The organism is Aeromonas popoffii (genome assembly GCF_037818705.1).
GTDB lineage: Bacteria > Pseudomonadota > Gammaproteobacteria > Enterobacterales > Aeromonadaceae > Aeromonas > Aeromonas popoffii.
On record NZ_CP149129.1, the window covers coordinates 2,492,265 to 2,515,076 of the forward strand.

The following is a 22,812-nucleotide window of genomic DNA, read 5'->3' on the forward strand; positions in this document are numbered from 1 at the left end:
CATGACCTCCTATCGCGCCGTTATCGGCCTTGCCGGCCACGTGGATCACGGCAAGACCCTGCTGATCAAGGCCCTCACCGGCATCACCACCGCCCGCGCCCACGAGCAGGCCATCGGCATGACCCAGGATCTCGGCTTTGCCCACTTCGACGACGGTCAGGGCAACACCATAGGCGTCATCGATGTGCCCGGCCACGAACGCTATATCCGCAACATGGTGGCGGGGCTCTGGAGTCTGGATCTGGTGCTGCTGGTGATTGCCGCCGACGAGGGGTGGATGCCGATGACCGGCGATCACCTGCGCCTGCTCAAGGCGATGGGGGTGCCGCGCCTCTTGGTCTGCATCAACAAGTGCGATCTGGTCTCCCCCGACGAGTTGGATCTCCTTGAAGAGAGTCTGCTGGAACGGGTGATGGACGAGAGCGGCATGGTGCCCGACATCGTCAGCGTCAGCGCCAAAACCGGCGCCAATATGGCTGCCCTGCACGCCGCCATTGTGCGCCAGTTGAGGGATATGGCCGAGCATCATGCCCTCCGCGAACAGGCCGCCCCGCGACTGTATGTAGACAGGGTCTTTACCGCCAACGGCACCGGCACAGTGCTCACCGGCACCTTGCAGCAGGGCAGCCTCAAGGTGGGGGACAAGCTGCGCCTCTACCCCGCCGATCGGGAGGTGCAGGTGCGCTCCCTGCAGGCTTATCACCAGAGCGTCGAGGAAATTGGCGCCGTCTGTCGGGTGGCAGTGGGCCTTAAAAAAGTGCCCCACAAGGAGGTGACTCGCGGCTATTGCCTTACCAGCGCAACAGGCCAGTGCGAGGCGGCGACTCACCTGATCGTGCGACTCAACGCCGAGAGCCTGAGCACCAAGACGCTACGCACGCAGGAGGTGGAAGTGGCCCTCGGCAGTTGGCATGGCCGGGCGCGCTTTGTGCCGATTAAAGAGGCACCTATAAACGAGCTGCCGATCAAGGACACCCGGCTGGCGCGGCTGATCTTTACCAGCCCCATCCCCTGCTTCTTCGGTCAGCCCCTTGCCATCATTCGCCACGGCAGCAGCGAACTGTTGCACGGCGCCCGCATCGTCTGGTGCGGCGACATCCATCCTGCCAGACGCAAGACGCTGCACGCCCTGCTGGGCGAGCTGCCAGATCCGCTGGATCGCTACAACCCCGCCACCCTGCAGCTGGGGCTCAACGGCTATGTGCTGGCCAGCCGCTTTGACCAGCAACCTGCGCAGGTCACCCCCCTCGCTGACTGGCTGCTTGATAACCACTGGCTGGCCCAGAGCCGCGACCAGCTGCTCGCCACGCTGGCCAGCGAACCGCTGAGCGCCGCAGAGCTGGCGACCCGCTTTGGCATCGCCCTGCCGGTCATTCAAGCCCTGCTCCAGCAGCTCAAAAGCGAGCAGCTTGTTCGCCTGCACCATGACAAGTGGCAACCGGGCAGCGGCGAGTCGGAAGATGATCTGGGGGAAGAGGCGCAGCTGGTACTCAAGGTGGTGCGAGATCAAGGCAAGGAGGGTTACGAGCCCGGTAAACTGGGCCCCGGCGGCGTGGCGCTGGATCCCTTTATCACCCGCAAGCTGCCCGCAGCCCTGCAGCAGGGCTTGCTGCGCAATGGTTTACAAAAAAACTGCGCGTTGCAAAAGCAGCTGCGCAATCTGGCAAGGCTTCAGTATCTGGTGCAACTCGATGGCCCCATCTACTACGACACCGCCCTTTACAACCAGATGGTTGCCGCCGTGCTGGCGGGCCAGCAGGTGGGAGATCTGATCGACATGGCATCCTTAAAGGAGATCACCCGCTTGTCGCGCAAATACGCCATTCCGTTCTGCCTGCGCATGGAGATGGATGGCTGGGTGCGGCGCGAGGAGAATGAGCGTCGGGTGCTGCGTTTGCCACAGACTCAAGATGCCTTGCAGCAGGAGCCGGCATGACGGCCACCCGACTGCGCCGCGAATTTCATATGGACGGCATAGTGCAGGGGGTCGGCTTTCGCCCCTTCGTCTATGGGCTGGCACTGCGCCACGGCCTTACCGGCTATGTCTTGAACGATGCCAACGGCGTCACCGTAGGTGCCGAGGGTTCCCCCGAGCAGCTAGCCACCTTTGCCCGCGAACTGCGGGAATTGGCACCGCCGCTCAGCCGAATCGATCATTTCAGTGAGCGGGAGCTTCCCCAAGATGCTGACCCCGACCATAATCCCGACTACGATGGCCAATTCCATGGCCAGTTTCGAATTAAAGCGAGCCAGCAGCAGAGCGCCGCCACAGTCGCCATCTCGCCGGATCAGGGGATGTGCGAGGCGTGCGCCACGGATGTGGCCAACCCCGTTGATCGCCATCATCACTACCCCTTTACCAACTGCACCCACTGCGGCCCGCGCTACACCATCATCCGCCGCCTCCCCTACGACAGACCCCACACCGCCATGGCGAGCTTTGCCATGTGCCCGCGCTGCGCGGCGGCCTATGAAAACCCGCTGGACAGACGCTATCACGCCCAGCCGGTGAGCTGCCCCGAGTGCGGGCCCCATCTCAGTTGGCGCAGCGGCCACGGCGATGCCCTGGCCGAGCGCGAGGATGCGCTACAAGCGGCCGCCCGCACCCTACAAGCGGGCGCCCTGATTGCGGTCAAGGGGATGGGGGGCTATCACCTGATATGTGATGCGCGCAGCGAGTCCGCCGTGGCACGGCTGCGCCAGCTCAAGCGGCGCGCGCGCAAGCCGCTGGCGGTGATGATGGGCTCCCTAGCCGAGGCCAAATTGCATGTCACCGGCTGCGAGGCAGAGTGGAAGCTGCTCGCCTCTCAAGCCAGACCCATTACCCTGCTGCGCAAGCGCACTAACGATGATCGGCTCTCAGGATCCCGACAGTCAGCCGCGCCGCTGGCCGAGGGGATAGCCCCCGGCATCCCCTATCTCGGGGTCATGCTCCCCTATACCCCGCTGCACCAGCTGCTGCTGGACGCCTGCGCCATGCCATTGGTTGCCACCAGTGCCAATGGTCGCGGCAGCCCGATCCTCATCGAGTGCGAGGCGGTGATCAGGGAACTCGGCAACGAGATCGACGGCATCCTGGATCACAACCGTCCCATCCTGCATCCCTGCGACGACAGTCTGGTGCAGTGGGCGGGCGGACGGCGCCAGACCCTGCGGCTGGCCCGTGGCTATGCCCCCTGCACCCCCAGCCTGAAACAGGCGGTCAAGGTGCCGCTGCTGGCGGTCGGGGCGCAGCAGAAGAACCAGCTGGCACTCGCCTTCGGCCGCCAGCGAATCTACAGCCCCTATATCGGCGATCTGCACAGCCTGCCGATGCAGGGTCACTTCGAGCAGACCCTGGCTACCTTCCGCGATCTCTACGATCTCAAGCCCGAGCTGCTGGTGTCGGACTGCCACCCGGGCTACCTCAGCCATCAGTGGGCCAAAAGCTATTGCCACGATCACGGGGCAACCCACCTCGAGGTGCAGCACCATCACGCCCACCTGATGGCGGTGATGGCCGAGCACGACATCACGGGCCCGGTGCTGGGTTTTACCTTCGACGGCACCGGCCTTGGCGATGACGGCACCCTTTGGGGCGGCGAGCTGCTGATCGCAGACGTTCAGGGATTTGAGCGGGTCGCCCACCTCGCGCCCTTCAAACTGATCGGCGGCGAGGCGGCCATCCGCGAGCCGGTACGCCAGCTGCTGGGGCTGCTGTTTGAATCGCATAACCCTGAGGAGATCAGTGCCCTCGATATTCCGGCGATCAAGCAACTGCCAGCAGAGCGGATCAACAACCTGCACCAGCTCTGGCGCTTGGGTCGCAACACCCCCTATACCAGCTCTATCGGCCGTCTGTTCGATGCCGTGGCGACGCTGCTGGGGGTGATCGATACCCCGGATTACGAGGGAGAAGCGGGACTCCTGCTGGAGGCGGCCGCCTTGCAGCTCGCCCCCGATGAACAGCCCTTCCCCCTCGCCTTTGGCCTGAGTCAATCAACAGGGGAGGCACTGCAGATCGAATGGGCCGAACTGCTCAATACCCTTATCAACGAACAACGCAAAGGCACCTCCACTGCCAGCCTGGCCGCTGGTTTTATCCGCGCTGTCAGCGCTCTGGTTGTTGCTCTGGCCGAGCGTTTTCCCGGTTATCCGGTGGCGCTCGGGGGCGGCGTCTTTCAAAACCGGGTACTGATGGACCAGCTGGTGCCTGCTCTCGAAGCGACCGGACGGCAGGTATTGACCAGCGAAACCCTGCCGCTCAATGACGGTGGCATCGCCGCCGGTCAGCTCTGGTTTGCCATCCACCATCTTGCCACGCACCAGCCTGCCACTGCCGGTTGTGCTACCTTGTCGGAGTCCTGAAATCCATGTGTCTATCCATCCCCTCTCAGGTGGTGCAGTTGCACCCCGAAGATAACTGCGTCACCGTCGATACCCTGGGGGTGCAGCGGCGCGTCAGCTGCATGTTGCTCGAAGAGCCCCTCAACCTCGGCGACTATGTGCTGCTCCATATCGGCTTTGTGATGAGCAAGATTGACGAAGAGGAGGCGCAGGCCAGCCTCGAGAGCTTCCGCCAGATGGTGGCCCTGATGCCAGAGCAGGATATCTTGCCATGCTGACACTCAATGATCTCTTTCAGGGCTTTCGTCAGCCCGACGTCATCCGCGCCCTCGCAGCCCAAATTACCGAACTGGCCAAAGATCTGCCCGAACCGCTGCGGGTGATGGAGGTGTGCGGCGGCCATACCCACACCATCATGAAATACGGCCTGCACCAGTTGCTGCCAGCCAGCATCGAGTTTGTCCACGGCCCCGGCTGCCCGGTCTGCATCATGCCCAAAGAGCGCATCGATCAGGCCATCGAGCTGGCCCGCCAACCCAACGTCATTCTGGTCACCCTGGGGGACATGGTCCGGGTGCCGGGCTCCAAAGGCACGCTGGCCCAGCAACGGGCCAAGGGGAGCGATATCCGCCCGGTTTATGACCCCCTCGACGCCCTGCGCATCGCCCGTGAGAACCCGGAAAAAACCGTGGTCTTCTTTGCCATCGGTTTCGAGACATCCACCCCGATGACTGCGGCGCTGCTGGCAGCCGCGGAAGAGCAAGGGGTCGATAACCTCTTGTTTCATATCAACCATGTGCTGGTGCCCCCCGCCATTCACGCCGTGATGGCCGACGGGGTTGCCAAGGTCAACGCCTTTATCGGCCCCTCCCACGTCAGCGTCATCACAGGCGCCGATATCTACCTGCCCATCGTCGATCGCTATCAGGTACCGGTGGTGGTGAGCGGCTTCGAGCCGGTGGATGTGATGGAGGCGCTCTTGATGATGGTGCGCCAGAAGGTGGAGGGTCGCTACGCCCTGGAGGTGCAGTACACCCGCGCCGTGACCGCCAGTGGCAATAAAGCTGCCCAGCGGCTGGTCGAGCGCTTTTTCGAGACCCGCGAGCACTTTCGCTGGCGAGGTCTGGGGGATATCAACGCCTCTGCCCTGCGCCTGCGGGATGCCTTTGCCAAACGCGATGCGGAGCGTCACTTCCAACTGGACCAGACCCCCATCGATGACCACAAGGCGTGCCAGTGCGCCGATATCCTGCGCGGGCTGGCCAAGCCCAACCAGTGCAACGTCTTTGGCCGGGGCTGCACCCCGACCCAGCCCATGGGCAGCTGCATGGTCAGCTCCGAAGGGGCCTGCAATGCCTACTACCGATATATGGGGATCCAATGAGAGAAATTCAGTTAAGCCACGGCGGTCAGGTGATGGGTGGAGATGAACCAGCCTGTTTCGGCAATATTCTGGAGAACCAGACCCGATGAGAGAAATCCAGTTAAGCCACGGCGGCGGCGGTGTCGAGATGAACCAGCTGATCAACCAGCTCTTCTTTCGCCACTTTGGCAACGAGATCCTGCTGCGCGGTGAAGATGCCGCCCTGCTGCCGGTGAGCGGGCCCATCGCCTTCACCACCGACAGCTTTACCGTCTCGCCGCTGTTCTTCGAGGGGGGCGATATCGGCAAGCTGGCCATCGCTGGCACGGTCAACGATCTCGCCATGATGGGGGCCAAGCCAGAATATCTGAGCGCCGGCTTTATCATTGAGGAGGGCTTTCCCTACGCCGATCTCGCCCGCATCGTCGAGTCGATGGCCGCAGAGCTGGCCAAGAGCGGCGCCCGCATCGTCTGTGGCGACACCAAGGTGGTGCCCAAGGGGGCGGCCGACAAGATCTTTATCAACACCAGCGGAGTCGGCACTTTCCCGCTGCCCGAACAGAGCCGGGGCATCTCGGTGCGCAACATCAAGGCCGGTGACGCCATTCTGGTGTCGCGGGATATCGGCAGCCACGGCGCCTGCATCCTGATGGCCCGCGATGCCCTGCAGCTGGGGTCGGATCTCAAGAGCGACTGCACCACCCTCTGGCCGCAGGTAGAAGCGCTGCTGCAAGCGGGGATCACCCCTCACGCCCTGCGCGATGCCACCCGCGGTGGCCTCGCCGCCGTGCTCAACGAGTGGAGCACCGCCTCCGGCGTTGCCATCGAGCTGGAGGAGTCCGCCATTCCGGTGTGCGATCCAGTGCGCGGCCTGTGCGAACTCTACGGTTTCGAGCCCCATGATCTCGCCAACGAGGGGACCATGGTGCTGGCCCTGCCTGCCGAACAGGCGCAGGACGCGCTGGGCATCTTGCGGCAATTCAACCCCGCCGCCAGCCAGATCGGCGTGGTGCAGGCGAGTGATCGCCACAAGGTGATCCTCAATAACCCCTGGGGCAGCCGCCGTTATCTGGAGCTGCCGCAGGGGGAACTGCTGCCGCGGATCTGTTGATCGGCCATGCCGTTCACCCAATGACCGGGAGGAGTCACTCCTCCTCCCCATATCGGTTAAGGAGCCACCATGCACGAAATGTCTCTGGCCATGGCCGCCATCGATCTGGCGGCCGAACAGGCCACCCAGCGGGGCTTTAACAAGGTGACCGCCCTCTGGCTGGAGGTTGGCAGCTTCTCCTGCGTTGACCCGGACACCATTGCGTTCTGTTTCGAGGCGGCCGCCAAGGGCACAGTCGTCGAGGGGGCCCAACTCCACTTTCAGCACCAGGTGGCCGAAGCCTGGTGTTACGACTGCAACAAGACGGTCACCCTCACCGAGCGCGGGCAAGCCTGTCCCGAGTGTGGCGGATACAAATTACGCGTCGCGCAGGGGAACAGCCTGCGCATCACCGACATCGAGGTAAGTTGATATGTGTAGCGTATGCGGATGCGGCCAGGCGCGGATCGCCGGCCATAAAGATGATCACGACCATGAGCACCACCATGAACATGGTCATAAGCACGATCATCATCATGCCCATGAGCAGAGCGCACCGCGCACCCTGATCATTCACCACCACTATCACCATCAGGGAGATGTCCATCACCACTACCACGGCGTACGGGCACCTGCGGGTGTAGAAGATCATGAGCACCATCATGATCATCCCCACTCTCATGATCACGGCCATTCCCACGCGCATCCTCATGACCATGACCATGACCATGACCATGACCACCAGCAGGGTGATCTGCACTACGGCAAAGGGGAAGCGGGATTGTCGGTCCCCGGCATGGGGCAGCGTCAGCTGATCGCCATCGAGATGGATGTGCTGGCCAAAAACAACGCCCTGGCCGCTCACAACCGCGAACACTTCGACGAGGCGGCCCAGCTGGTGCTCAATCTCGTCTCTAGCCCGGGTTCAGGCAAGACCACCTTGCTGTGCGAAACCCTGCGCCAGCTGGCCGACAAACGCCCTTGCGCGGTGATTGAGGGGGATCAACAGACCAGCGCCGATGCGGATCGCATCCGTGCCACCGGCGTCCCTGCCGTGCAGATCAACACCGGCAAGGGCTGCCATCTGGACGCCAAAATGGTCCACGACGCCTGCCACCAGCTGCCCGCCAATGAAGGGGGCATCCTCTTTATCGAAAACGTGGGCAATCTGGTCTGCCCCGCCAGCTTCGACCTCGGCGAGAAGTACAAGGTGGCTATCCTCTCCGTCACCGAAGGGGAAGAGAAGCCCCTCAAATACCCGGACATGTTTGCCGCCGCCCAGCTGATGGTGATCAACAAGATTGATCTGCTGCCCTACGTCAGCTTTGACGTGGCCCGCTGCATCGAGAACGCCAAACGGGTCAATCCCTATATTCAGGTGATCCAGGTCAGCGCCACAACGGGTGAAGGGATGGATGCCTGGCTCAACTGGCTGGCCACGGCCTGAACCGGTTAAACGCCACTGATAACTGTGGGTAACAAAAGAAGGAGGCTGATGCCTCCCTCTCTTTTATTGTGCTGACTGCGCCCCCCCCTCACCCCCAGCCCTCAGGCCACATTGCAGACCATCGGCTCCTGCTCAGCAGGTGCCTCACCAAAGCGCAGCACCCGATGACAGATCTGGCGCAGCAGCGCCTGCTGGTGACTGAAGACAAGCATGGCGAGCCCACGCTGCTCGCACTCACGCATCAACTCCAGCCAGAGCTGGCGCTGGATTTGCGGATCCAGCTGGGCAGTCACCTCATCGGCGACAAGCAACCGGGTGCGGGGTTCGAGGGCGCGCAGCAGCGCGATGCGGGCCAACTCGCCACCGGAGAGCTGACCGGGTTTACGACCAAGCCACGCAGGCTTGACCATAAAGCGAGCCAGCATGGCGTCATCGGGGCGCCACACATCCCACAGCGCCTGCCCGGTGGTGCGATAGGGATTGAAAGTGAGTTCCGGGTGCTGGGGCACCAGCTGGATGGGGTTATAGCCTTTAACCTGTTCAGGCACCGGCTGCCCATCCAGCAGGATCTGCCCGCCCGCCCTAACCGGTTGCCAACCGGCCAATACCCGCCCCAGCGTGGTTTTGCCATAACCGCTGGGGGCGGAGATACCGAGCCGCTCGCCCGCTTTCACCGTCAGCGATAGCTCCTGCCAGAGGGGGCGTTCCCCCTGCGCGATGGTGAGATCCCGAACTTCAAACATCAGCAGACCTCCGGCACAGAGAAGAGCGCATTGAACTCGGGCAGCGCCTGCCAATGGGCACGGAGCATCTCGCTCCCCTGCCCCTGGCGCAGATGGTGGCAGCTCAAGGTATCGCTCACCTGCCCCTGATGCAGCGCCACAATGCGATCGGCAAAACGGGCCGCCAGCGCCAGATCGTGGGTGACCCAGAGGATGCCGCTGCCCTGATTGGCCAATTCGCGCAACTGGCTGAGCAGCAGACAGGCCAGCCCCTCGTCGAGCCAGGCGGTGATCTCGTCCGCCAGAATGTAGCGGGCGCCGCCGAGTGCCGCGCTGCAGGCCAGAATGCGCTTGGCCATGCCGCCGGAGAGCTGGCGCGGATAGCGGTCCAAGGTGGCCGCAGGCAGCTGGTAGCGCAGCAGTTGCTCGCCGAGCCGCGAGCGGGAACCGTTCTGGCCACAGAGGCGCGCCGCCCGGCCCAGCTGGTGCTCCACCGTCAGCAGCGGATTGAGGGCGCTCACCCCCTGCGGCACATAGCAAAGAGTGTGGCCGCGCAGACGGGCCCGGCTCGCGTCGCACAGAGGCGTCCCATAAAGAGAGATGGCGCCGCGCATCCGCAGGTTGTCCGGCAGCAGGGTCAGGGCGCTTTGCAGCAACAGGCTCTTGCCCTCGCCGCTCCCCCCCACCAGCGCCACTATCTCCCCCGGCGCCAGTTGCAGGCTGATATCGGTCAGCAATGGCTGCCAGCTGCGCCGCCCCAGCCAGGAGTAGTGGGCCGCCTCTATGGTCACATGGTCAAAACTCAGCATGGTTCACCCCCAAACCAGAGCTGCTGCAGGGCGCGGGTAGCCTGATCAAACAGCAGTACCAGCAGCAGCAACATCAGCCCCGGGAAGAGGGCCAGCCACCAGCCGCCGCCGGCCAGATAACGCAAGGCATCCGCCAGCAACAGGCCAAGGGAGGCCTCATGGGCCGCCAGACCAAAGCCGAGAAAACTTAAGGCCGCGCTGTGTAGCACCGCATGAGGAAACATCAGCAAGGTGCCGATAAACCACTGGGGCAACAACCCCGGCAGCAGGTGGGTACGCCAGCGACGTAGCGCCCCCATCCCCTGACAACGGGCCAGCACCACATAGTCGCTGCAGGCGATCCGCCGCGCTTCTGCGCAGAGAATGAGCGCCAGCTTGGGCCAGTGGGTCAGCGCCACCGCCAGGATCACCCCGCGCATGCCGCCCCCCACGGTAAAACAGATCAGGATCAGCAGCAGCATATGGGGCAGCGCCAGCATGGCGTCGATGAGCAGCCGCACTGCCACATCGCATCTGGGGTGAATAAGCGAGACGCTTGCCGCCACCATGGCCAGCAGGCCACTACAGAGTGCAGTGCTGATGCCCAGCTCCAGACTGGTGAGGGTGCCCTGAAAGGCCCGCAACCAGAGATCCCGCCCCATCTGATCGGTGCCAAACCAGTGGGCCAGCGAGGGGGGTTGCTGGCGCGCCAGCAGATCCATCGGTACATCCTGATGAGAGAGGCTCCAGCCATAAGCAGCCAGCAGCGCCAATCCGATCAGGGCCACGGCCAAGCGCACCATGGAGGGAAGCGGATTAAACAGCATGCTCACCCTCCCAGCCCCGATTGATCCGCGCCAGCAGCAAACTGGCCACCGTGTTGCCAATAAAGACCAGCAAGGTGCAAAAGAGCACTATGCCCATCAGCAAGGGGATATCTCCCCGCAGCCCCGCATCCACGGTGGCTTGCCCGAGCCCCGGATAGGAGAAGACCTTCTCCGCCAACAGCGATCCGCCAATCAGCTCACCGAGGGAGGCAAACTGCAGGCAGATCGCCGGGGTCAGGGCATGGCGCAACACATGGAAGCGCAGCATGGGCCAGCCGCCATCCCCCTGGGCGCGAGCGTAGCGGATAAAGTCGCTCTCCAGCACCTCGGCCACCCGTCCCCGGGTATGCAGGGCAATGTTGCCCACCCCGAGCAACGCAAGCGTGGTGACCGGCAGCAACAGATGGCGCAATCGCATCAGCCAGTCCGCCTCATCGGCAGAGAGCCCCGGCGTCCAGGCGCAGCAGACCGGCAACAGCGGCCAGTGCACCGCAAACAGGGCAAGCAGCAGCAGGCCAACCCAGAAGGTGGGCAGGGAGGCAAGCAGATAGGCAAAGCGGCAAATCAAGCGATCGGGCCAGCGGTTGAGATAGCGACCGGCGCACAGCCCCAGCAGAATGCCGAAAAAGCCGGAGAGCAGCCAGGCCCCCGCCAACAGCAGGAAGGAGGCAGCAAAGCGGCTGCCGATCACCTGAGCCACAGGCGCGTTGTAGAGCATGGAGTAGCCGAGATCCCCCCGCAGCACCTGGCTAAACCAGTGCCAGTAGCGCAGCCAGAGCGGCTGATCCAGCCCCCAACGGGCGGCAATGCGGGCGTACTGCTCGGGCGGCACATGGAGCAGATCGTTGCCGATATAGGCCTTGATGGGATCAATGGGGGAGTAGCTGAGCAGCACAAAGGTGGCGACAGAGACCAGACACAAGAGCCCTGCCAGACGCAGCAGGGCTTTTACCAAGATGTAACCGGAAGAGCTAACGGGCGAACTTAACTGCACGTCCACCGCCAATCCTGCAAGTTGTTGAGCAAAGACCAGCTACCGTGAATTTCCGGCGCCCCCTTGCCAAGATCGATACAGCGGTTGGCCAGATAGGTGTGCTGTACATTGAGCAACCAGGCCCAGGCAGCATCCCCCTGCACCCCGGCGCCGCTCTTGCCATCCCACTCCACCTGCTGCCAGAAGGGCACCGCCGCCTGCCAATCGGGGGCATCCAGCGCCTGCTTGAGGTGGCCATCCACCACAGGGTTGCGGTAGTAGCCAGGGTTGTAGAACTCAACGCCGCTCGAACCGCTCTGGTAGTGGTGATAGAGCTCCATGGGATCCAGACTCCCCCACCCCATCAACACCGGGTTGGCGTGCATCTCCCGCTCCACCTGCTCCCAGCTGCCGGATTTGAGGCTCACGTCAAAACCGATGGGTTTGAGCATGGCCCGCACCGCTTCCGCCAGATCCCGGCGGGTGCTGTCACCACTGGTGTACCAGAGGGTAAAGGCGGCGCGCAGGTCGCCCTTGTGGCGAATGCCATCGCTGCCCATCTTCCAGCCTGCCTCGTCGAGCAGGGCGTTGGCATGGGCGGCATCCCCATCCTTGAAGGCGGTGGCTTTATTCAACCAGGGCAACCCTTCCACTGCGCTGTAAGCGGGGATGGCGTGCCCTTCCAGCAGCTGATCGGCCAGCAGCTTGCGGTCGATGGCGTAGTTGATGGCGCGACGCACCGCCACATCGGCCGTCACGTCGTTGCCGACGGGATAACCCTTGGCATCCTTGCCGCCCGCAGGGGGGACCGGGAAGACGATGCCACGGTTCTCCACGCTCGGCCGTACCCAGAGCTTGAGGGAGGCAGGCACAGTGAGCGCCAGCGACGGGGGTATGCGCACCAGATCGAGCTGGCTGCTCTGGGCGGCGGCATAGGCGCTCTCTTCATCGATAAAGACAAACACCAGCCGTTTGAAATCATTGTTGCCACCGGCGTAATAGGGGTTTGCCTCCACCACCAGTTGCTGACCGGGCAGGAAGCTCACCAGTCGGTAAGGGCCGGCACCGACAGGCTGTTGGGCGTACACCTTGGGATCGTAATCGCGCTTTGACACTATCCCCAAGGAGCCCAGCACATTGACAAAGGTGCTCTGGGGGGCACTTAAGACGATGGCCACCTCGGTGGGCGACACCACCTCGGCCTTCACGAAGTTGCCCATATCGATCTTGCCGCCGCCCTTGGCTGCGCTGTTGTAGGTAAAGGCCACATCCTCGGCAGTGAGCGGCGCGCCATTGGAAAATGTCAGGCCGGGCTTGAGAGTGATGAGCCACCCCTTGCCATCCTGGTTCGGGGTCACCGATTGGGTGAGCAGATCCTGCCAGCTGAGATCGGCGTTTTGTTTAAGCAGCGGGCTGTGCAGCAGCAGGTAGCTGCCGTGACTCCAGCCAAGCAGGGGGTCAAACCCTTCGGTGGGCTCTGCGCCGATGGCGAGTGTGAGTTCGGCAGGCACAGGCTGGGCGGCCAGTGCCGAATGAGCGTGTCCGCCCGAGAGCAGGGCCAGCAAAGTGGCAGCGACGACAGGCACGCCCTTGCGGCGGCCATGGCATTGAATGGTCATAAGATTCCTTGTTCGTTTGTACCACTCACCTCGAAGAAAAACGTCAGACGAAGAAGCGAGTGAGGGGCCAAAACGGGCCCCTATTCTAAACTTGATTTCGCGTGAAACCTAGCGGCTATGCCGGTTGGCCACGCCGGGCACCGAATAGCCGTCTGCGACCCAGATCCACGCCGCCAGCCCCTTGCTGAACCGGCAAGGAGAGCAGCATTTTGAGGGTGCTGCTCACCAGCGAGCGACCCTGCTCGGCCCCGAGATGGGGATCAAGCGGCGACATCAGGGAACAGGCCAGCTGCTGACCCGTCTCGGGCAGTTCGCCCACCATAAAGGTCATGTTGCCGCAAGGGAGCTGCAGAGCGAGGCGATCGCTGCTGCTGCGCACCGGCCACAGTTGATCCGGCCCCGGTAACACCACCACGCTCAACATCCAGGGGGTCAGCACGCAACCGAGCCACTGCGCTTCAAACAGCGTGCACTCCGCCACTATGAGCATGGTGGCGTGATAGAAGGGCAACCCTTGCATCTCTTCGCGAGCGATCCGCTCATACTGGGCGACCAGCAACGGCGCGGGATTGGTGGCAAAACCGATGAACTCCTGCACAGCATCAACCTCGCTTAAATGGGACTGCGCCATAGGCCCTCCTGCTGCTGTTTTGCCCGCTCGGCGTCGGAGAGCGCAATGGCGGGCGCGCCAACACTGGCCAGCAGAGTCAAAATCCGATCCTTCGCCTCCCCCATGGCGGCCGCCACGACGGGGGTGAGGCCGATGCGCGGTTCGAGTGATTCAGGCTCAACACCTATCAGGGTGAGCCGCGTTGGCGACTCCCCCGTCATGTGCAGCGCCGAGAGCACGTCCGCCAGCCCCAGCTGGTGCGGGGAGATCTTGCGGCCAAACAGGGTCGGGATTTCGTCACCTTGCAGGGTCACAACAGTGCCCGGCGGGTTACCGCTGCGCACCGCATCCGCCAGTATGATGTGATCGCGACTGGCCATGGCTTCGAGCAGCTCCATGCCGGCGGTGCCACCATCGAGCAGCTCGATGCCGGGGGCGAAACGATATTCGCGCCCCAGCGCCTCGACGATGCGCACGCCCACCGCCTCATCGCTCAAGAGCAGGTTGCCCACGCCCAGGATCAGGGTGTTCATCACAGCACCTTCACCTGAGTCACGTCGCCACTTTGGGTATCCACCACGTGGACCGCGCAGGACATGCAGGGGTCGAACGAGTGGATGGTGCGCACCACCTCCAGCGGCTTGGCCGGATCCGCCACCGGCGTCCCTACCAGCGCCTGCTCGTAGGGGCCGGGCTCGTCATTGAAGTTGCGCGGACCCGAGTTCCAGGTCGACGGCACCACCGCCTGATAGTTGGCGATCTTGCCCTCCTTGATGACGATCCAGTGTGAGAGCATGCCGCGCGGCGCCTCTTCAAAACCCACCCCGCGAAACTCTTTGCCCGCCGGGATCTCGGCCTTGATGTAGGCGGTGAAGTCCCCCTTGCCGATGTTGTCGACCAGCGCCTTCCACTGGTGCGCCAGGGTATCTTTCAGCACGCAGCAGCGCACCGCGCGGCCTATGATGCGGCCCATGGTGGAGTGCAGCTGTTCGGTCTCGATGGCCGAGCCGGTGAGCGCCTTGTAGATGCCGTTCAGCTGATCGAAATGCGCCACCGTCTCCGGGTGTTTGGCGGCGAGCTTCACCAGCAAGTCTGCGAGGGGCCCCACCTCCACCACCTTGCCGTAGAAGGTGGGGGATTTGACCCAGGAGTATTTGCCATCGTCCTGCCAGCCGGTGTAGTTGGGCTCGGTTGTGCCCTCCCACGGCTTGAGGGGAGCGTCATCCTTATACCAGGCGTGCTTGTTGCTCTCGGCGATGCCATCCATCAGCCAGCCATCCTGATGGCTCTCGATGGGGCGATAACCCGCCAGATTGCCATTCTCGATATAGCCGCCCGGCATCAGGAAGCTGCCACCGTTGGCATCGGTGGGGAGCTCGGGCACGCTCAGGTAGTGCTTGGCCCCCTGCCCCAGATGCAGCCACTCGGGGTAGTGCGCGGCTATGATGGCGGCATCCACCTTGTAGACCTGCTCGATAAACTCGCCGAGCCGGTCGATGAAGCTCTTCACATAGAGCAGCCGTTCCAGGTTGAGCACGCTCGGTGCATCCAGGTTGATGGGATTGGCCACCCCACCCACCGCCAGGTTTTGAATGTGCGGAGTCTTGCCCCCCAAAATGGCGACGATGCGGTTGGCATCGCGCTGGCACTCCAGTGCCTGCAGGTAGTGGGCCACGGCGATGAGGTTCACCTCCGGGCTCAGCTTCATCTCTTGGTGGCCCCAGTAACCGTTGGCAAAGATGCCGAGCTGGCCGCTCGCTACCAGCGCACGGATCTTCTCCTGCACCTTGGTCAGCTCATCGGCGCTGTTGAGGGACCAGGTAGAGACCCCCTTGAGGATATCCGCTGCTTTTTGCGGATTGGCCTCAAGGGCTGCCGTGATGTCCACCCAGTCCAGCGCGGAGAGCTGGTAGAAGTGAACGATGTGATCGTGGATGTTGTGGGCCGCGATGATGAGGTTACGGATGAACTGGGCATTGACCGGCACCTTGGCGCCGATGGCGTTCTCCACCGCCCGCACCGAGGCGATGGCGTGGATCGAGGTGCATACCCCGCAGATCCGCTGCACTATCATCCAGGCATCGCGCGGATCGTTGCCCTTGACGATCTCCTCCATCCCGCGCCACATGGTGCCGGACGACCAGGCCTTGGTGACGATGCCGCCTTCGATTTCGCAGTCGATACGCAGGTGCCCCTCAATGCGGGTGATGGGGTCTATGGTGATACGTTGGCTCATACGTTGGCTTTCCCTCGGGCCTGATAATCTTGGTGAACACGTTCAAGTGATGGCAGTACCGGCAAGAGCCGGATCAACAGCAAATAGGCACAGACTTCGATGGCGACGAAGCCAAGGGAGATCAGCACTTCCGCCGCGGAGGGGAAGTAGTGGTAGCCATTGCCGGGGTTGAAAGCGAGCAGGGAGTAATTCAGTCGCCAGAGCGCCGCGCCCAGCAGCATGCTGAGGGCCCCCAGGAACAACATGCGCGAATCGCGGCGGCTCTTGTCCCAGTGGAACACCAGCAGCGGGAATATCATCAGCGCGATCTCGCTCCAGAACATGATGGAGAAGCGGTTGAACTCGGAGAGATAGGCCGACTTGTCGTGGATAACGATCTCGGCAAAACGCAGCGCCACAAACAGGATCAGGAAGATGTCGATCACCTGAGTCAGCTTGTAGAAGAGCGACTTCTCATTGGGGCCACGCCCCGCCAGCCCGGCCTGCACCAGGGATCCTTCAAATACCACGATGGAAAAACCCATGATGAAGGCGGTCAGCAAGGAGAAGACCGGCAACAGCTCGTAGCTCTGCCAGAGCGGATGGATCTTCTCCCCCGCCACTATCATAAGGGAGCCCATGGAGGATTGGTGCATGGTGGGCAGCAGTGCCCCCAACGCCAGCACGAAGAACATGATCTTGTTGAGGCGAATGAGTGACGCCTCCCAGCCGAATTTCTCCAACAGCACGGGAGCAAACTCCAGCGCCATCACCCCGATGTAGATGGTCATGCAGACCGCCGTCTCGAACAGCACAGAGGCGGTGTTGAAGTGACCGGGCAGGTAGAAGTACGGCAGGTTCCAGTAACGCCCCACATCGATGGTGATGGAGAGGCCGCCCAGCGAGTAGCCGAACAGACTGGCCAACAGGGCTGGGCGCACCAGCGGGTGGTACTCACCGCGGTTGAACACATAGACCGCCCAGGCGAGCGCCCAACCGCCGCAGGCGAAACCGGTCCCGATCAGCAGGTCAAAGGATATCCACAGACCCCAGGGGAACCCCCCGTTCAAGTCAGTGACCGAGCCCAGCCCGAAGATGAGGCGCTTCACGATCAGCATGCCGCACAGCATGGCAAAGGGGGCCAACACCAGCACCGGCCAGCTGACCAGCTTGCCGCCGAGGGGATACGCCTTGTGATTACTCATTATCCTTGCCTCCCTGCTCTTTGCCCTGCTCCTCGTCATGAGGGTGCGCCTGATCGTGCTTACTGGCGTTGCGGCGAATGAGCACCGAAAGCCCGGTCAGCACCACCATGGGCAGCACCATCCCCTTGTAGAGGGTGTGCTGGATATGCTCCGAGCGGGCACCGGAGGAGAGCTCCGGCAGGTCGGGCATGTCGAGCTTGGTATAGGGCACACCGGCCAGCACCAGCACCTGAGTGCCGCCCCCCTCCTTCTCGCCATAGACGTAAGGCTGGTAGTTGGGCACGTCATGCAGATAAGGGTCATTGGCGCAGAGGGTCTGGCGCGGATAGGCGTATTCACTACCGGGGCTCGCCAGCAAACGGCGTTTTGCCTCGGCCATCAGCTCCTCGCGGGTGCCGAAAATCACGGCGCCGGTGGGGCACACCTCGACACAGCCAGGCAATTTGCCCTGGCTGATCCGCTCCAGCCCCTGCTGATTGCAGAGCTCGCACTTGTGGATCGCCCCAAGCGGGTTGTCGTAGTCATATTTGGGCACATCGAACGGACAGCCCACCATGCAGTAACGGCAGCCGGTGCAAACGTTCGGGTCGTAGTGAACGATACCGGTCCTGGGATCCTTGTTGAGAGCCTGCACCGGACAGACGGAGACACAGTTGGGATCGACACAGTGCATGCACTGCTTCTTGATGTAGGCATAGCCATCCACCAGCTGATCCTTGTGCTCCCCGCTGCCGCTATTCCACACCTGAATGATGCTGTTGGTGTAGGGGGTCAGCTTGTCGTTGTTGGACCAGGTCTGCGCCCCCGCCGGATTGGCCGGGTTACCGTTGAGGCGCTGACACTCGGCCACACAGGCCTGACAGCCGACGCAGAGGGTGGAGTCATACAACATGCCGATCGCCCCGGGAATAGGCGGTTTGTTCTTGGCCGCCGCCCTGGCACTGCCGGGCGCGGCGGCCCCTGCCGCCAGCGCGCTGGCGGAGGCGAATTTAAGGAAATTGCGTCTGTTCACGGTCACTCCTCCCGTGATGGGGGCTGCCCGGCTTCATGGCGCTTCTGCTGGCGACCGAGTTCACGCACCGTCATCAGACTCACCCCCACCAGCACCCCGAGGGCGCCACCGATGAGGCCGGTGGCCATCGGCGACATGTATCCTCCCTCCTGAATTGCCACGTCGGGTTTCTCCACCCGCGGAGTCGGGTTCTCTACCTTGGCCAGCTGGAAGATCCCCTTGCTGAAACCTACTCCTTGCTCGTTGCAGCCATAACAGGGGTGGCCTATACCGACCGGCCAGATGCCGCCGCCCACATCGCAGAACTCCAGAGTCGAACAGTTGCCGTAGGTCTCGGGTCCCTTGCAGCCCAGATGGTAGAGACACCAGCCCTGACGGTGGCCCTCGTCACCGAACGCCTTGGCGAAACGACCCGCATCGAAGTGCGGACGGCGCTCGCAGTTCTCGTGAATGAGTCGCTCGTAGGCAAACAGCGGACGCTTCTTGCTATCCAGCGCAGGCAGCTTGCCGTAGGTGATGTAGTAAGCAACCGTGGTGAGGAAGTTGTGGGGATTGGGCGGGCAACCCGGGATATTGATGATCGGGGTGCCGATATTGCCGAGGGCTTCTTCCAGGCTGACGGCCCCGGTCGGGTTACCACCGCTGGCGGGCACACCACCCCAGGCGGAGCAGGAGCCGATGGCGATGACGGCAGCCGCATCGGCAGCAGCACGGCGAATATGGTCGACGATGGGCTCTCCGGCCACCATGCAGTAGACACCACCATCCTTGAGTGGAATGGAGCCATCCACCACCAGCAGATACTTGCCCTTGTAGCGCTCGATGGCGTTGTGCTTGTTCTCTTCCGCCTGATGACCAAAGGCCGCCGAGAGCACTTCGTGGTACTCCAGCGAAAGGGTATTGAGGATCAGGTTTTCTATGGTGGGGTGGGTAGCCCGCAGCAGCGACTCGGTGCAACCGGTACACTCCTGCGCCCCAATCCAGATCACCGGTGGCCGCTCGGGGCCAGTGAGCGCAGTGGCCATCTTGGCCACGGCATGCTGGCTTAATCCCAGGGTTGCGGCCATCCCGGCGCACAATTTCATAAAGTCACGGCGATTAATTCCATGAGCCGATAAAACATTATCCTCGACCATTTTTCTTATTCCCGTTAGCGAGCACTTTTTTGATACATGCTTAATAGCGGAAATGCTAATGACTCCCCTCTCCTCCCGTGTTGATCTCCATCAAGCTGCGAGACATTACCCAGATATATAACTCATCATCATTAATTTAAAAAACCATATACAGCATGCAGTTAGACAACCCATCGATGAGCCAATAAATACCCACAAAAGGGTATTTTTGAATCCAGACGAATTAAAACCATAAAAATCACTCGTTAGCTTTTGATGTTAAATAATAAAAATGAAAGCGGTGTCACACTATTTTTAAATAGCTAATGTTAGCAGCCATGAGTGAACGCAATAAAATAAAGAGGCCAATAAAATATACCTTATCATTTGTGGCCATATATGTAAAAAACAGGGGCAGACTTGCCAATGATATTTATCATCCATGGTTGCTCCGTCAATATCGTGCTCATGGCAGCGCCCATTCAGCTGCTTTTTATTCAGGCAGAACCGCATCATCGCCAGGGCCCTTTCCCGCACGTCACACCTCGACCCCACAGGAGACTGCACAAACAGTGCCAAGTGTCTCCCAAAGCCGGATTCAATATAAAAAATCTCTCCCACATCAGACTCTTGAACAACAATTATCACTGAGGACCTGAGCAGGCCTCGCCCCTGCGCTTGGGGCCCCCTCCTGATGTAGCGCCGAGAGGATGACTTATGGGCAAGACCATACTCGTGGTGGATGACTCCGTCGGGATCAGGGCGGCCATCACCATGACGCTCAGCAGCGCCGGTTTTGACGTGATAGAAGCAGACGATGGTGAGGCCGCCCTCATCCAGCTGGAAAAGCGACGCGTACACCTCATTATTTCAGACCTCAACATGCCTGGCATGGATGGCATGACGCTGCTCAGACGGGTCAAGGCGCAGCAGACGACCCGCTACCTCCCTTTCATCATGCTGACCACGGAGGACTCCGACCAGATCAAGCGAGAGGGGTTCGAGGCTGGCGCCCGGGTCTGGCTGACCAAGCCGTTCGAGCCACTCAAGCTGCTCGATAATGTTTACAAGGTGGTGCAACCATGATGCGGGAGCGACAGTCATGAGCCTGCAACTCGATACCAGGCAAACGCCCCCCACTGCTACCCTGAGCAGTGAAATGCGACACGCCACTGAAAGATTGACCGCCAGCCCCTCCCAGCTCTCCTCCTTCGCCAACCAGGCCAACAGCGTGGTGGTCCAGTCAGGGGAGATCGCCCATGCCGGTGAAGAGCAGGTCAAGCACGCCTCGCAAGAGGTGCTCAGGGTGACCACAGCCGTCAACGACTCGGCCAAACAGGTGCAGGGGCTGTTCGATGACATCACCCGCATCAGCCAGATTTCAGTGATGATCCAGGGGGTGGCGGACCAGACCAACCTGCTGGCACTGAACGCCGCCATCGAGGCAGCCCGGGCCGGTGACATGGGCCGTGGCTTTGCCGTGGTCGCCGACGAGGTGCGCACCCTGGCAGCGCGGACGACCCAGGCGACACAAGAGATCAACGAGATGCTCAAGTCGATCCAGCAGGGGGCCACCGGGGCGGTCAAGGGAATGAATACCTGTGCCGACAGCATGAGCCGGGTGCGAGAAACCACAGACAGCTCCAGCGATACCATGGCCCAGGTGGATCAGAGCTCTCGCAAGGTGGTGGGCCTCATCCAGGAGATCAGCTCCATGCTCCATGAGCAGGCCGCCGCCAGCCAGCTGATTGCCCAGTCGGTCGAGGAGATTGCCCAGATGTCGCTGGAGAACGTATCCGCCGCCGAGAGCGTCAACCACGATGCCTCCCAGCTGACCGACATCATCCATCAACTCAACAAGGGCATCGGTTTCTTCAAGGTGTAGCTGGTCAACAGGGCTGCCATCCCGGCAGCCCTGCTTTTTCCCCTCCCCCGCGCCTTCATCCGGCCAGTCTCGCCCCCCATCCCTGTCAAAACGTCTCAACACGCATAATACCCGACCCCAACTCACTGAAACGCCACATTAACCCCTGCCTGTGGAGGGTCATAACCAGTGATAAATATCGTGTGATAGGGAGCAAAAGAAAGCATCGGGAAGCATATTTATACAGAGGAATATCCCGTATTCATGCCATTACTTCACTCCTATTCGCCACATAATTTACCAAACAAAAAACAACTGATAACATAACTGTACATTTCAAAGCATATAAAACAACATCCGCTGCGCGGTCTGCGGCGACCTGACCCAAGGCGTTCAGGCCAGCGGGTCAAGATTGAGATAAACAGCCAACCCCGAACCTCATCGAGCAGACACCCGAACCCATGATGAACACAGTTACGGCCAGCATCGATGTCGATGCGCTCCATCACAATTTTGCCGTCGTGCGGCGCCACGCCCCCCACAGCAAGATCATCGCAGTCATCAAGGCCAACGCCTATGGCCATGGCCTGCTGCAGGTCGCCAATACCCTGGTCCAGGCAGATGCCTATGCGGTGGCACGACTCGAAGAGGCACTGGTACTGCGTGCAAATGCCATCACCAAACCCATTCTGGTGCTGGGTGGCTTCTTCTCGGCCGAGGCGCTCTCCCTGCTGGCAGCCCAGGAGTTGCAGACCACACTGCACACCTGGGAGCAGTTGGCGCTGCTCGAACGGGCCCAATTGCCGGCCCCCGTCAGGGTCTGGCTCAAGCTCGATACCGGGATGAACCGGCTGGGCGTGAGGGAGCAGGAGCTGCCCGCCTTTATCGAGCGCCTTGGCCGATGCAAGAACGTGGTGCAGCCTTTTCATCTGATGACCCATTTCAGCCAGTCCGACGAGCAAGATAGCCAAGCCACCCAGCAGCAAATCGAGGCGTTCAAGATGCTCACCGCCCACCTGCCGGGCGAGAAGGCCATGGCCAACTCGGCAGGGATCCTGGCCTGGCCGGATTCACGTAGCGACTGGATAAGACCTGGCATCATGCTTTATGGCGCCTCCCCCTTCGGAGGCCAGCTGGCCTCCGATCATGGGCTGCGCCCCGTCATGACCCTCAAGAGCCAGCTAATCGCCATCAGAAAGTGCAAGCGGGGAGAATCGGTTGGATATGGCGCCCATTGGGTGGCCCATCGCGACACCACCCTCGGGGTGGTCGCGGTCGGCTATGGAGACGGTTATCCGCGCATGGCTCCCGAGGGGACGCCCATGCTCGTCAACGGTCGCCGGGTGCCCATCGTCGGCCGGGTTGCCATGGACATGATCACGGTCGACCTCGGGCCACAGGCCAGCGATCAGTGCGGGGATGAGGTGATCCTGTGGGGCGAGGGCCTGCCGGTGGAACAGGTGGCAGAGAAGATAGGGACTATCCCCTATGAACTGCTGACCCGCCTCACCTCCCGGGTGTCCGTCGCGCTTGCCCAGCCCTGCGCCAAGGCACTGTCGCAGGCAGACGCTGACATGCCCTCATATGCTGGCTACGCCCTGCGAGCCACGGCTTAACACAGGATCTCTCATCTTAA

Annotated in this window: 21 protein-coding genes; 10 read left to right on the forward strand and 11 right to left on the reverse strand. The window is 61.9% G+C overall.

All coding sequences use genetic code 11. The features are described from left to right. Position 1: 1 nt before the first annotated feature. The 7 genes from selB to hypB all read left to right on the forward strand — a co-directional run bounded on the left by selB (position 2) and on the right by hypB (position 8,226). Positions 2–1,936: a selenocysteine-specific translation elongation factor gene (selB, locus tag WJM78_RS11350; RefSeq protein ID WP_339009282.1), complete on the forward strand. Its 1,935-nt coding sequence runs from the start codon at positions 2–4 to the stop codon at positions 1,934–1,936. After that, positions 1,933–4,347 (forward strand): carbamoyltransferase HypF, encoded by a 2,415-nt coding sequence (gene hypF / locus WJM78_RS11355; RefSeq protein ID WP_339009283.1) that lies wholly within the window; start codon positions 1,933–1,935, stop codon positions 4,345–4,347. The genes selB and hypF overlap by 4 nt, the downstream gene beginning before the upstream one ends. 5 nt (positions 4,348–4,352) lie before the next feature. Further along, positions 4,353–4,604 carry a HypC/HybG/HupF family hydrogenase formation chaperone gene (locus WJM78_RS11360; protein WP_021140358.1) on the forward strand — a complete coding sequence of 84 codons (252 nt, stop codon included), beginning with the start codon at positions 4,353–4,355 and terminating at the stop codon, positions 4,602–4,604. Next, positions 4,598–5,710 (forward strand): hydrogenase formation protein HypD, encoded by a 1,113-nt coding sequence (hypD, locus tag WJM78_RS11365; RefSeq protein WP_339009284.1) that lies wholly within the window; start codon positions 4,598–4,600, stop codon positions 5,708–5,710. Before WJM78_RS11360 ends, hypD begins: the two co-directional genes overlap by 7 nt. A gap of 85 nt (positions 5,711–5,795) precedes the next feature. Continuing rightward, positions 5,796–6,800 (forward strand): hydrogenase expression/formation protein HypE, encoded by a 1,005-nt coding sequence (gene hypE / locus WJM78_RS11370; protein WP_212513341.1) that lies wholly within the window; start codon positions 5,796–5,798, stop codon positions 6,798–6,800. Positions 6,801–6,869: 69 nt separating this feature from the next. Then, positions 6,870–7,211, forward strand: a complete 342-nt coding sequence (hypA, locus tag WJM78_RS11375) for a hydrogenase maturation nickel metallochaperone HypA (protein ID WP_339009286.1) — start codon at positions 6,870–6,872, stop codon at positions 7,209–7,211. 1 nt (position 7,212) lies between these two features. Further along, a complete protein-coding gene (gene hypB, locus WJM78_RS11380; RefSeq protein WP_339009288.1) occupies positions 7,213–8,226 on the forward strand; it encodes a hydrogenase nickel incorporation protein HypB in 1,014 nt (337 codons plus the stop codon). A 101-nt stretch (positions 8,227–8,327) separates the two neighbouring features. On the opposite strand, the gene WJM78_RS11385 is transcribed toward hypB, so the two are convergent. From WJM78_RS11385 to hybO, 11 genes are all read right to left on the reverse strand, one after another. After that, complete coding sequence (locus tag WJM78_RS11385; protein ID WP_339009290.1) at positions 8,328–8,969, reverse strand: ATP-binding cassette domain-containing protein; 642 nt, start codon at positions 8,967–8,969, stop codon at positions 8,328–8,330. Continuing rightward, entirely contained in the window at positions 8,969–9,757 is a 789-nt protein-coding gene (locus WJM78_RS11390; RefSeq protein ID WP_339009292.1) for an ATP-binding cassette domain-containing protein, read from the reverse strand. Before WJM78_RS11390 ends, WJM78_RS11385 begins: the two co-directional genes overlap by 1 nt. Next, positions 9,751–10,563 carry an ABC transporter permease gene (locus tag WJM78_RS11395; protein ID WP_339009293.1) on the reverse strand — a complete coding sequence of 271 codons (813 nt, stop codon included), beginning with the start codon at positions 10,561–10,563 and terminating at the stop codon, positions 9,751–9,753. The genes WJM78_RS11390 and WJM78_RS11395 overlap by 7 nt, the downstream gene beginning before the upstream one ends. Continuing rightward, complete coding sequence (locus tag WJM78_RS11400) at positions 10,553–11,563, reverse strand: ABC transporter permease (protein WP_339009295.1); 1,011 nt, start codon at positions 11,561–11,563, stop codon at positions 10,553–10,555. Before WJM78_RS11400 ends, WJM78_RS11395 begins: the two co-directional genes overlap by 11 nt. Continuing rightward, on the reverse strand, positions 11,548–13,155 hold the full coding sequence (locus WJM78_RS11405; protein WP_339009297.1) for an ABC transporter substrate-binding protein: 1,608 nt from the start codon (positions 13,153–13,155) through the stop codon (positions 11,548–11,550). The genes WJM78_RS11400 and WJM78_RS11405 overlap by 16 nt, the downstream gene beginning before the upstream one ends. Before the next feature lie 115 nt (positions 13,156–13,270). Beyond that, positions 13,271–13,786 (reverse strand): hydrogenase-2 assembly chaperone, encoded by a 516-nt coding sequence (hybE, locus tag WJM78_RS11410; RefSeq protein WP_339009298.1) that lies wholly within the window; start codon positions 13,784–13,786, stop codon positions 13,271–13,273. Further along, a complete protein-coding gene (locus WJM78_RS11415) occupies positions 13,768–14,298 on the reverse strand; it encodes a HyaD/HybD family hydrogenase maturation endopeptidase (protein WP_339009299.1) in 531 nt (176 codons plus the stop codon). The genes hybE and WJM78_RS11415 overlap by 19 nt, the downstream gene beginning before the upstream one ends. Next, positions 14,298–16,001: a hydrogenase 2 large subunit gene (gene hybC / locus WJM78_RS11420; RefSeq protein WP_339009301.1), complete on the reverse strand. Its 1,704-nt coding sequence runs from the start codon at positions 15,999–16,001 to the stop codon at positions 14,298–14,300. Before hybC ends, WJM78_RS11415 begins: the two co-directional genes overlap by 1 nt. Next, positions 15,998–17,185: a Ni/Fe-hydrogenase cytochrome b subunit gene (gene hybB / locus WJM78_RS11425; RefSeq protein WP_339009303.1), complete on the reverse strand. Its 1,188-nt coding sequence runs from the start codon at positions 17,183–17,185 to the stop codon at positions 15,998–16,000. The genes hybC and hybB overlap by 4 nt, the downstream gene beginning before the upstream one ends. Next, complete coding sequence (gene hybA, locus WJM78_RS11430) at positions 17,178–18,197, reverse strand: hydrogenase 2 operon protein HybA (RefSeq protein WP_339009305.1); 1,020 nt, start codon at positions 18,195–18,197, stop codon at positions 17,178–17,180. The genes hybB and hybA overlap by 8 nt, the downstream gene beginning before the upstream one ends. Positions 18,198–18,199: 2 nt before the next feature. Beyond that, entirely contained in the window at positions 18,200–19,333 is a 1,134-nt protein-coding gene (gene hybO, locus WJM78_RS11435) for a hydrogenase 2 small subunit (protein WP_108536220.1), read from the reverse strand. A 696-nt stretch (positions 19,334–20,029) separates the two neighbouring features. Between hybO and WJM78_RS11440 the strand changes: the two genes are divergently transcribed. From WJM78_RS11440 to alr, 3 genes are all read left to right on the forward strand, one after another. Further along, positions 20,030–20,398, forward strand: coding sequence for a response regulator (locus WJM78_RS11440; protein WP_042034315.1), 369 nt, complete (start codon positions 20,030–20,032; stop codon positions 20,396–20,398). 16 nt (positions 20,399–20,414) lie between these two features. Next, on the forward strand, positions 20,415–21,197 hold the full coding sequence (locus WJM78_RS11445; protein WP_339009309.1) for a methyl-accepting chemotaxis protein: 783 nt from the start codon (positions 20,415–20,417) through the stop codon (positions 21,195–21,197). A gap of 440 nt (positions 21,198–21,637) precedes the next feature. Then, a complete protein-coding gene (alr, locus tag WJM78_RS11450) occupies positions 21,638–22,792 on the forward strand; it encodes an alanine racemase (RefSeq protein WP_209418471.1) in 1,155 nt (384 codons plus the stop codon). Positions 22,793–22,812 lie beyond the last annotated feature (20 nt).

What these genes read in the sequence shown, in the direction of transcription:
- hybO (WP_108536220.1), bottom strand. Translation starts at nt 19,333, where the DNA reads ATGGTCGAGGATAATGTTTTATCGGCTCATGGAATTAATCGCCGTGAC.
- hypD (WP_339009284.1), top strand. Translation starts at nt 4,598, where the DNA reads ATGCTGACACTCAATGATCTCTTTCAGGGCTTTCGTCAGCCCGACGTC.
- hybE (WP_339009298.1), bottom strand. Translation starts at nt 13,786, where the DNA reads ATGGCGCAGTCCCATTTAAGCGAGGTTGATGCTGTGCAGGAGTTCATC.
- WJM78_RS11395 (WP_339009293.1), bottom strand. Translation starts at nt 10,563, where the DNA reads ATGCTGTTTAATCCGCTTCCCTCCATGGTGCGCTTGGCCGTGGCCCTG.
- WJM78_RS11440 (WP_042034315.1), top strand. Translation starts at nt 20,030, where the DNA reads ATGGGCAAGACCATACTCGTGGTGGATGACTCCGTCGGGATCAGGGCG.
- WJM78_RS11360 (WP_021140358.1), top strand. Translation starts at nt 4,353, where the DNA reads ATGTGTCTATCCATCCCCTCTCAGGTGGTGCAGTTGCACCCCGAAGAT.
- WJM78_RS11385 (WP_339009290.1), bottom strand. Translation starts at nt 8,969, where the DNA reads ATGTTTGAAGTTCGGGATCTCACCATCGCGCAGGGGGAACGCCCCCTC.
- WJM78_RS11445 (WP_339009309.1), top strand. Translation starts at nt 20,415, where the DNA reads ATGAGCCTGCAACTCGATACCAGGCAAACGCCCCCCACTGCTACCCTG.
- alr (WP_209418471.1), top strand. Translation starts at nt 21,638, where the DNA reads ATGATGAACACAGTTACGGCCAGCATCGATGTCGATGCGCTCCATCAC.
- hybB (WP_339009303.1), bottom strand. Translation starts at nt 17,185, where the DNA reads ATGAGTAATCACAAGGCGTATCCCCTCGGCGGCAAGCTGGTCAGCTGG.
- hypB (WP_339009288.1), top strand. Translation starts at nt 7,213, where the DNA reads ATGTGTAGCGTATGCGGATGCGGCCAGGCGCGGATCGCCGGCCATAAA.
- WJM78_RS11415 (WP_339009299.1), bottom strand. Translation starts at nt 14,298, where the DNA reads ATGAACACCCTGATCCTGGGCGTGGGCAACCTGCTCTTGAGCGATGAG.
- hypA (WP_339009286.1), top strand. Translation starts at nt 6,870, where the DNA reads ATGCACGAAATGTCTCTGGCCATGGCCGCCATCGATCTGGCGGCCGAA.
- hypF (WP_339009283.1), top strand. Translation starts at nt 1,933, where the DNA reads ATGACGGCCACCCGACTGCGCCGCGAATTTCATATGGACGGCATAGTG.
- WJM78_RS11405 (WP_339009297.1), bottom strand. Translation starts at nt 13,155, where the DNA reads ATGACCATTCAATGCCATGGCCGCCGCAAGGGCGTGCCTGTCGTCGCT.
- WJM78_RS11390 (WP_339009292.1), bottom strand. Translation starts at nt 9,757, where the DNA reads ATGCTGAGTTTTGACCATGTGACCATAGAGGCGGCCCACTACTCCTGG.
- selB (WP_339009282.1), top strand. Translation starts at nt 2, where the DNA reads ATGACCTCCTATCGCGCCGTTATCGGCCTTGCCGGCCACGTGGATCAC.
- hybC (WP_339009301.1), bottom strand. Translation starts at nt 16,001, where the DNA reads ATGAGCCAACGTATCACCATAGACCCCATCACCCGCATTGAGGGGCAC.
- hypE (WP_212513341.1), top strand. Translation starts at nt 5,796, where the DNA reads ATGAGAGAAATCCAGTTAAGCCACGGCGGCGGCGGTGTCGAGATGAAC.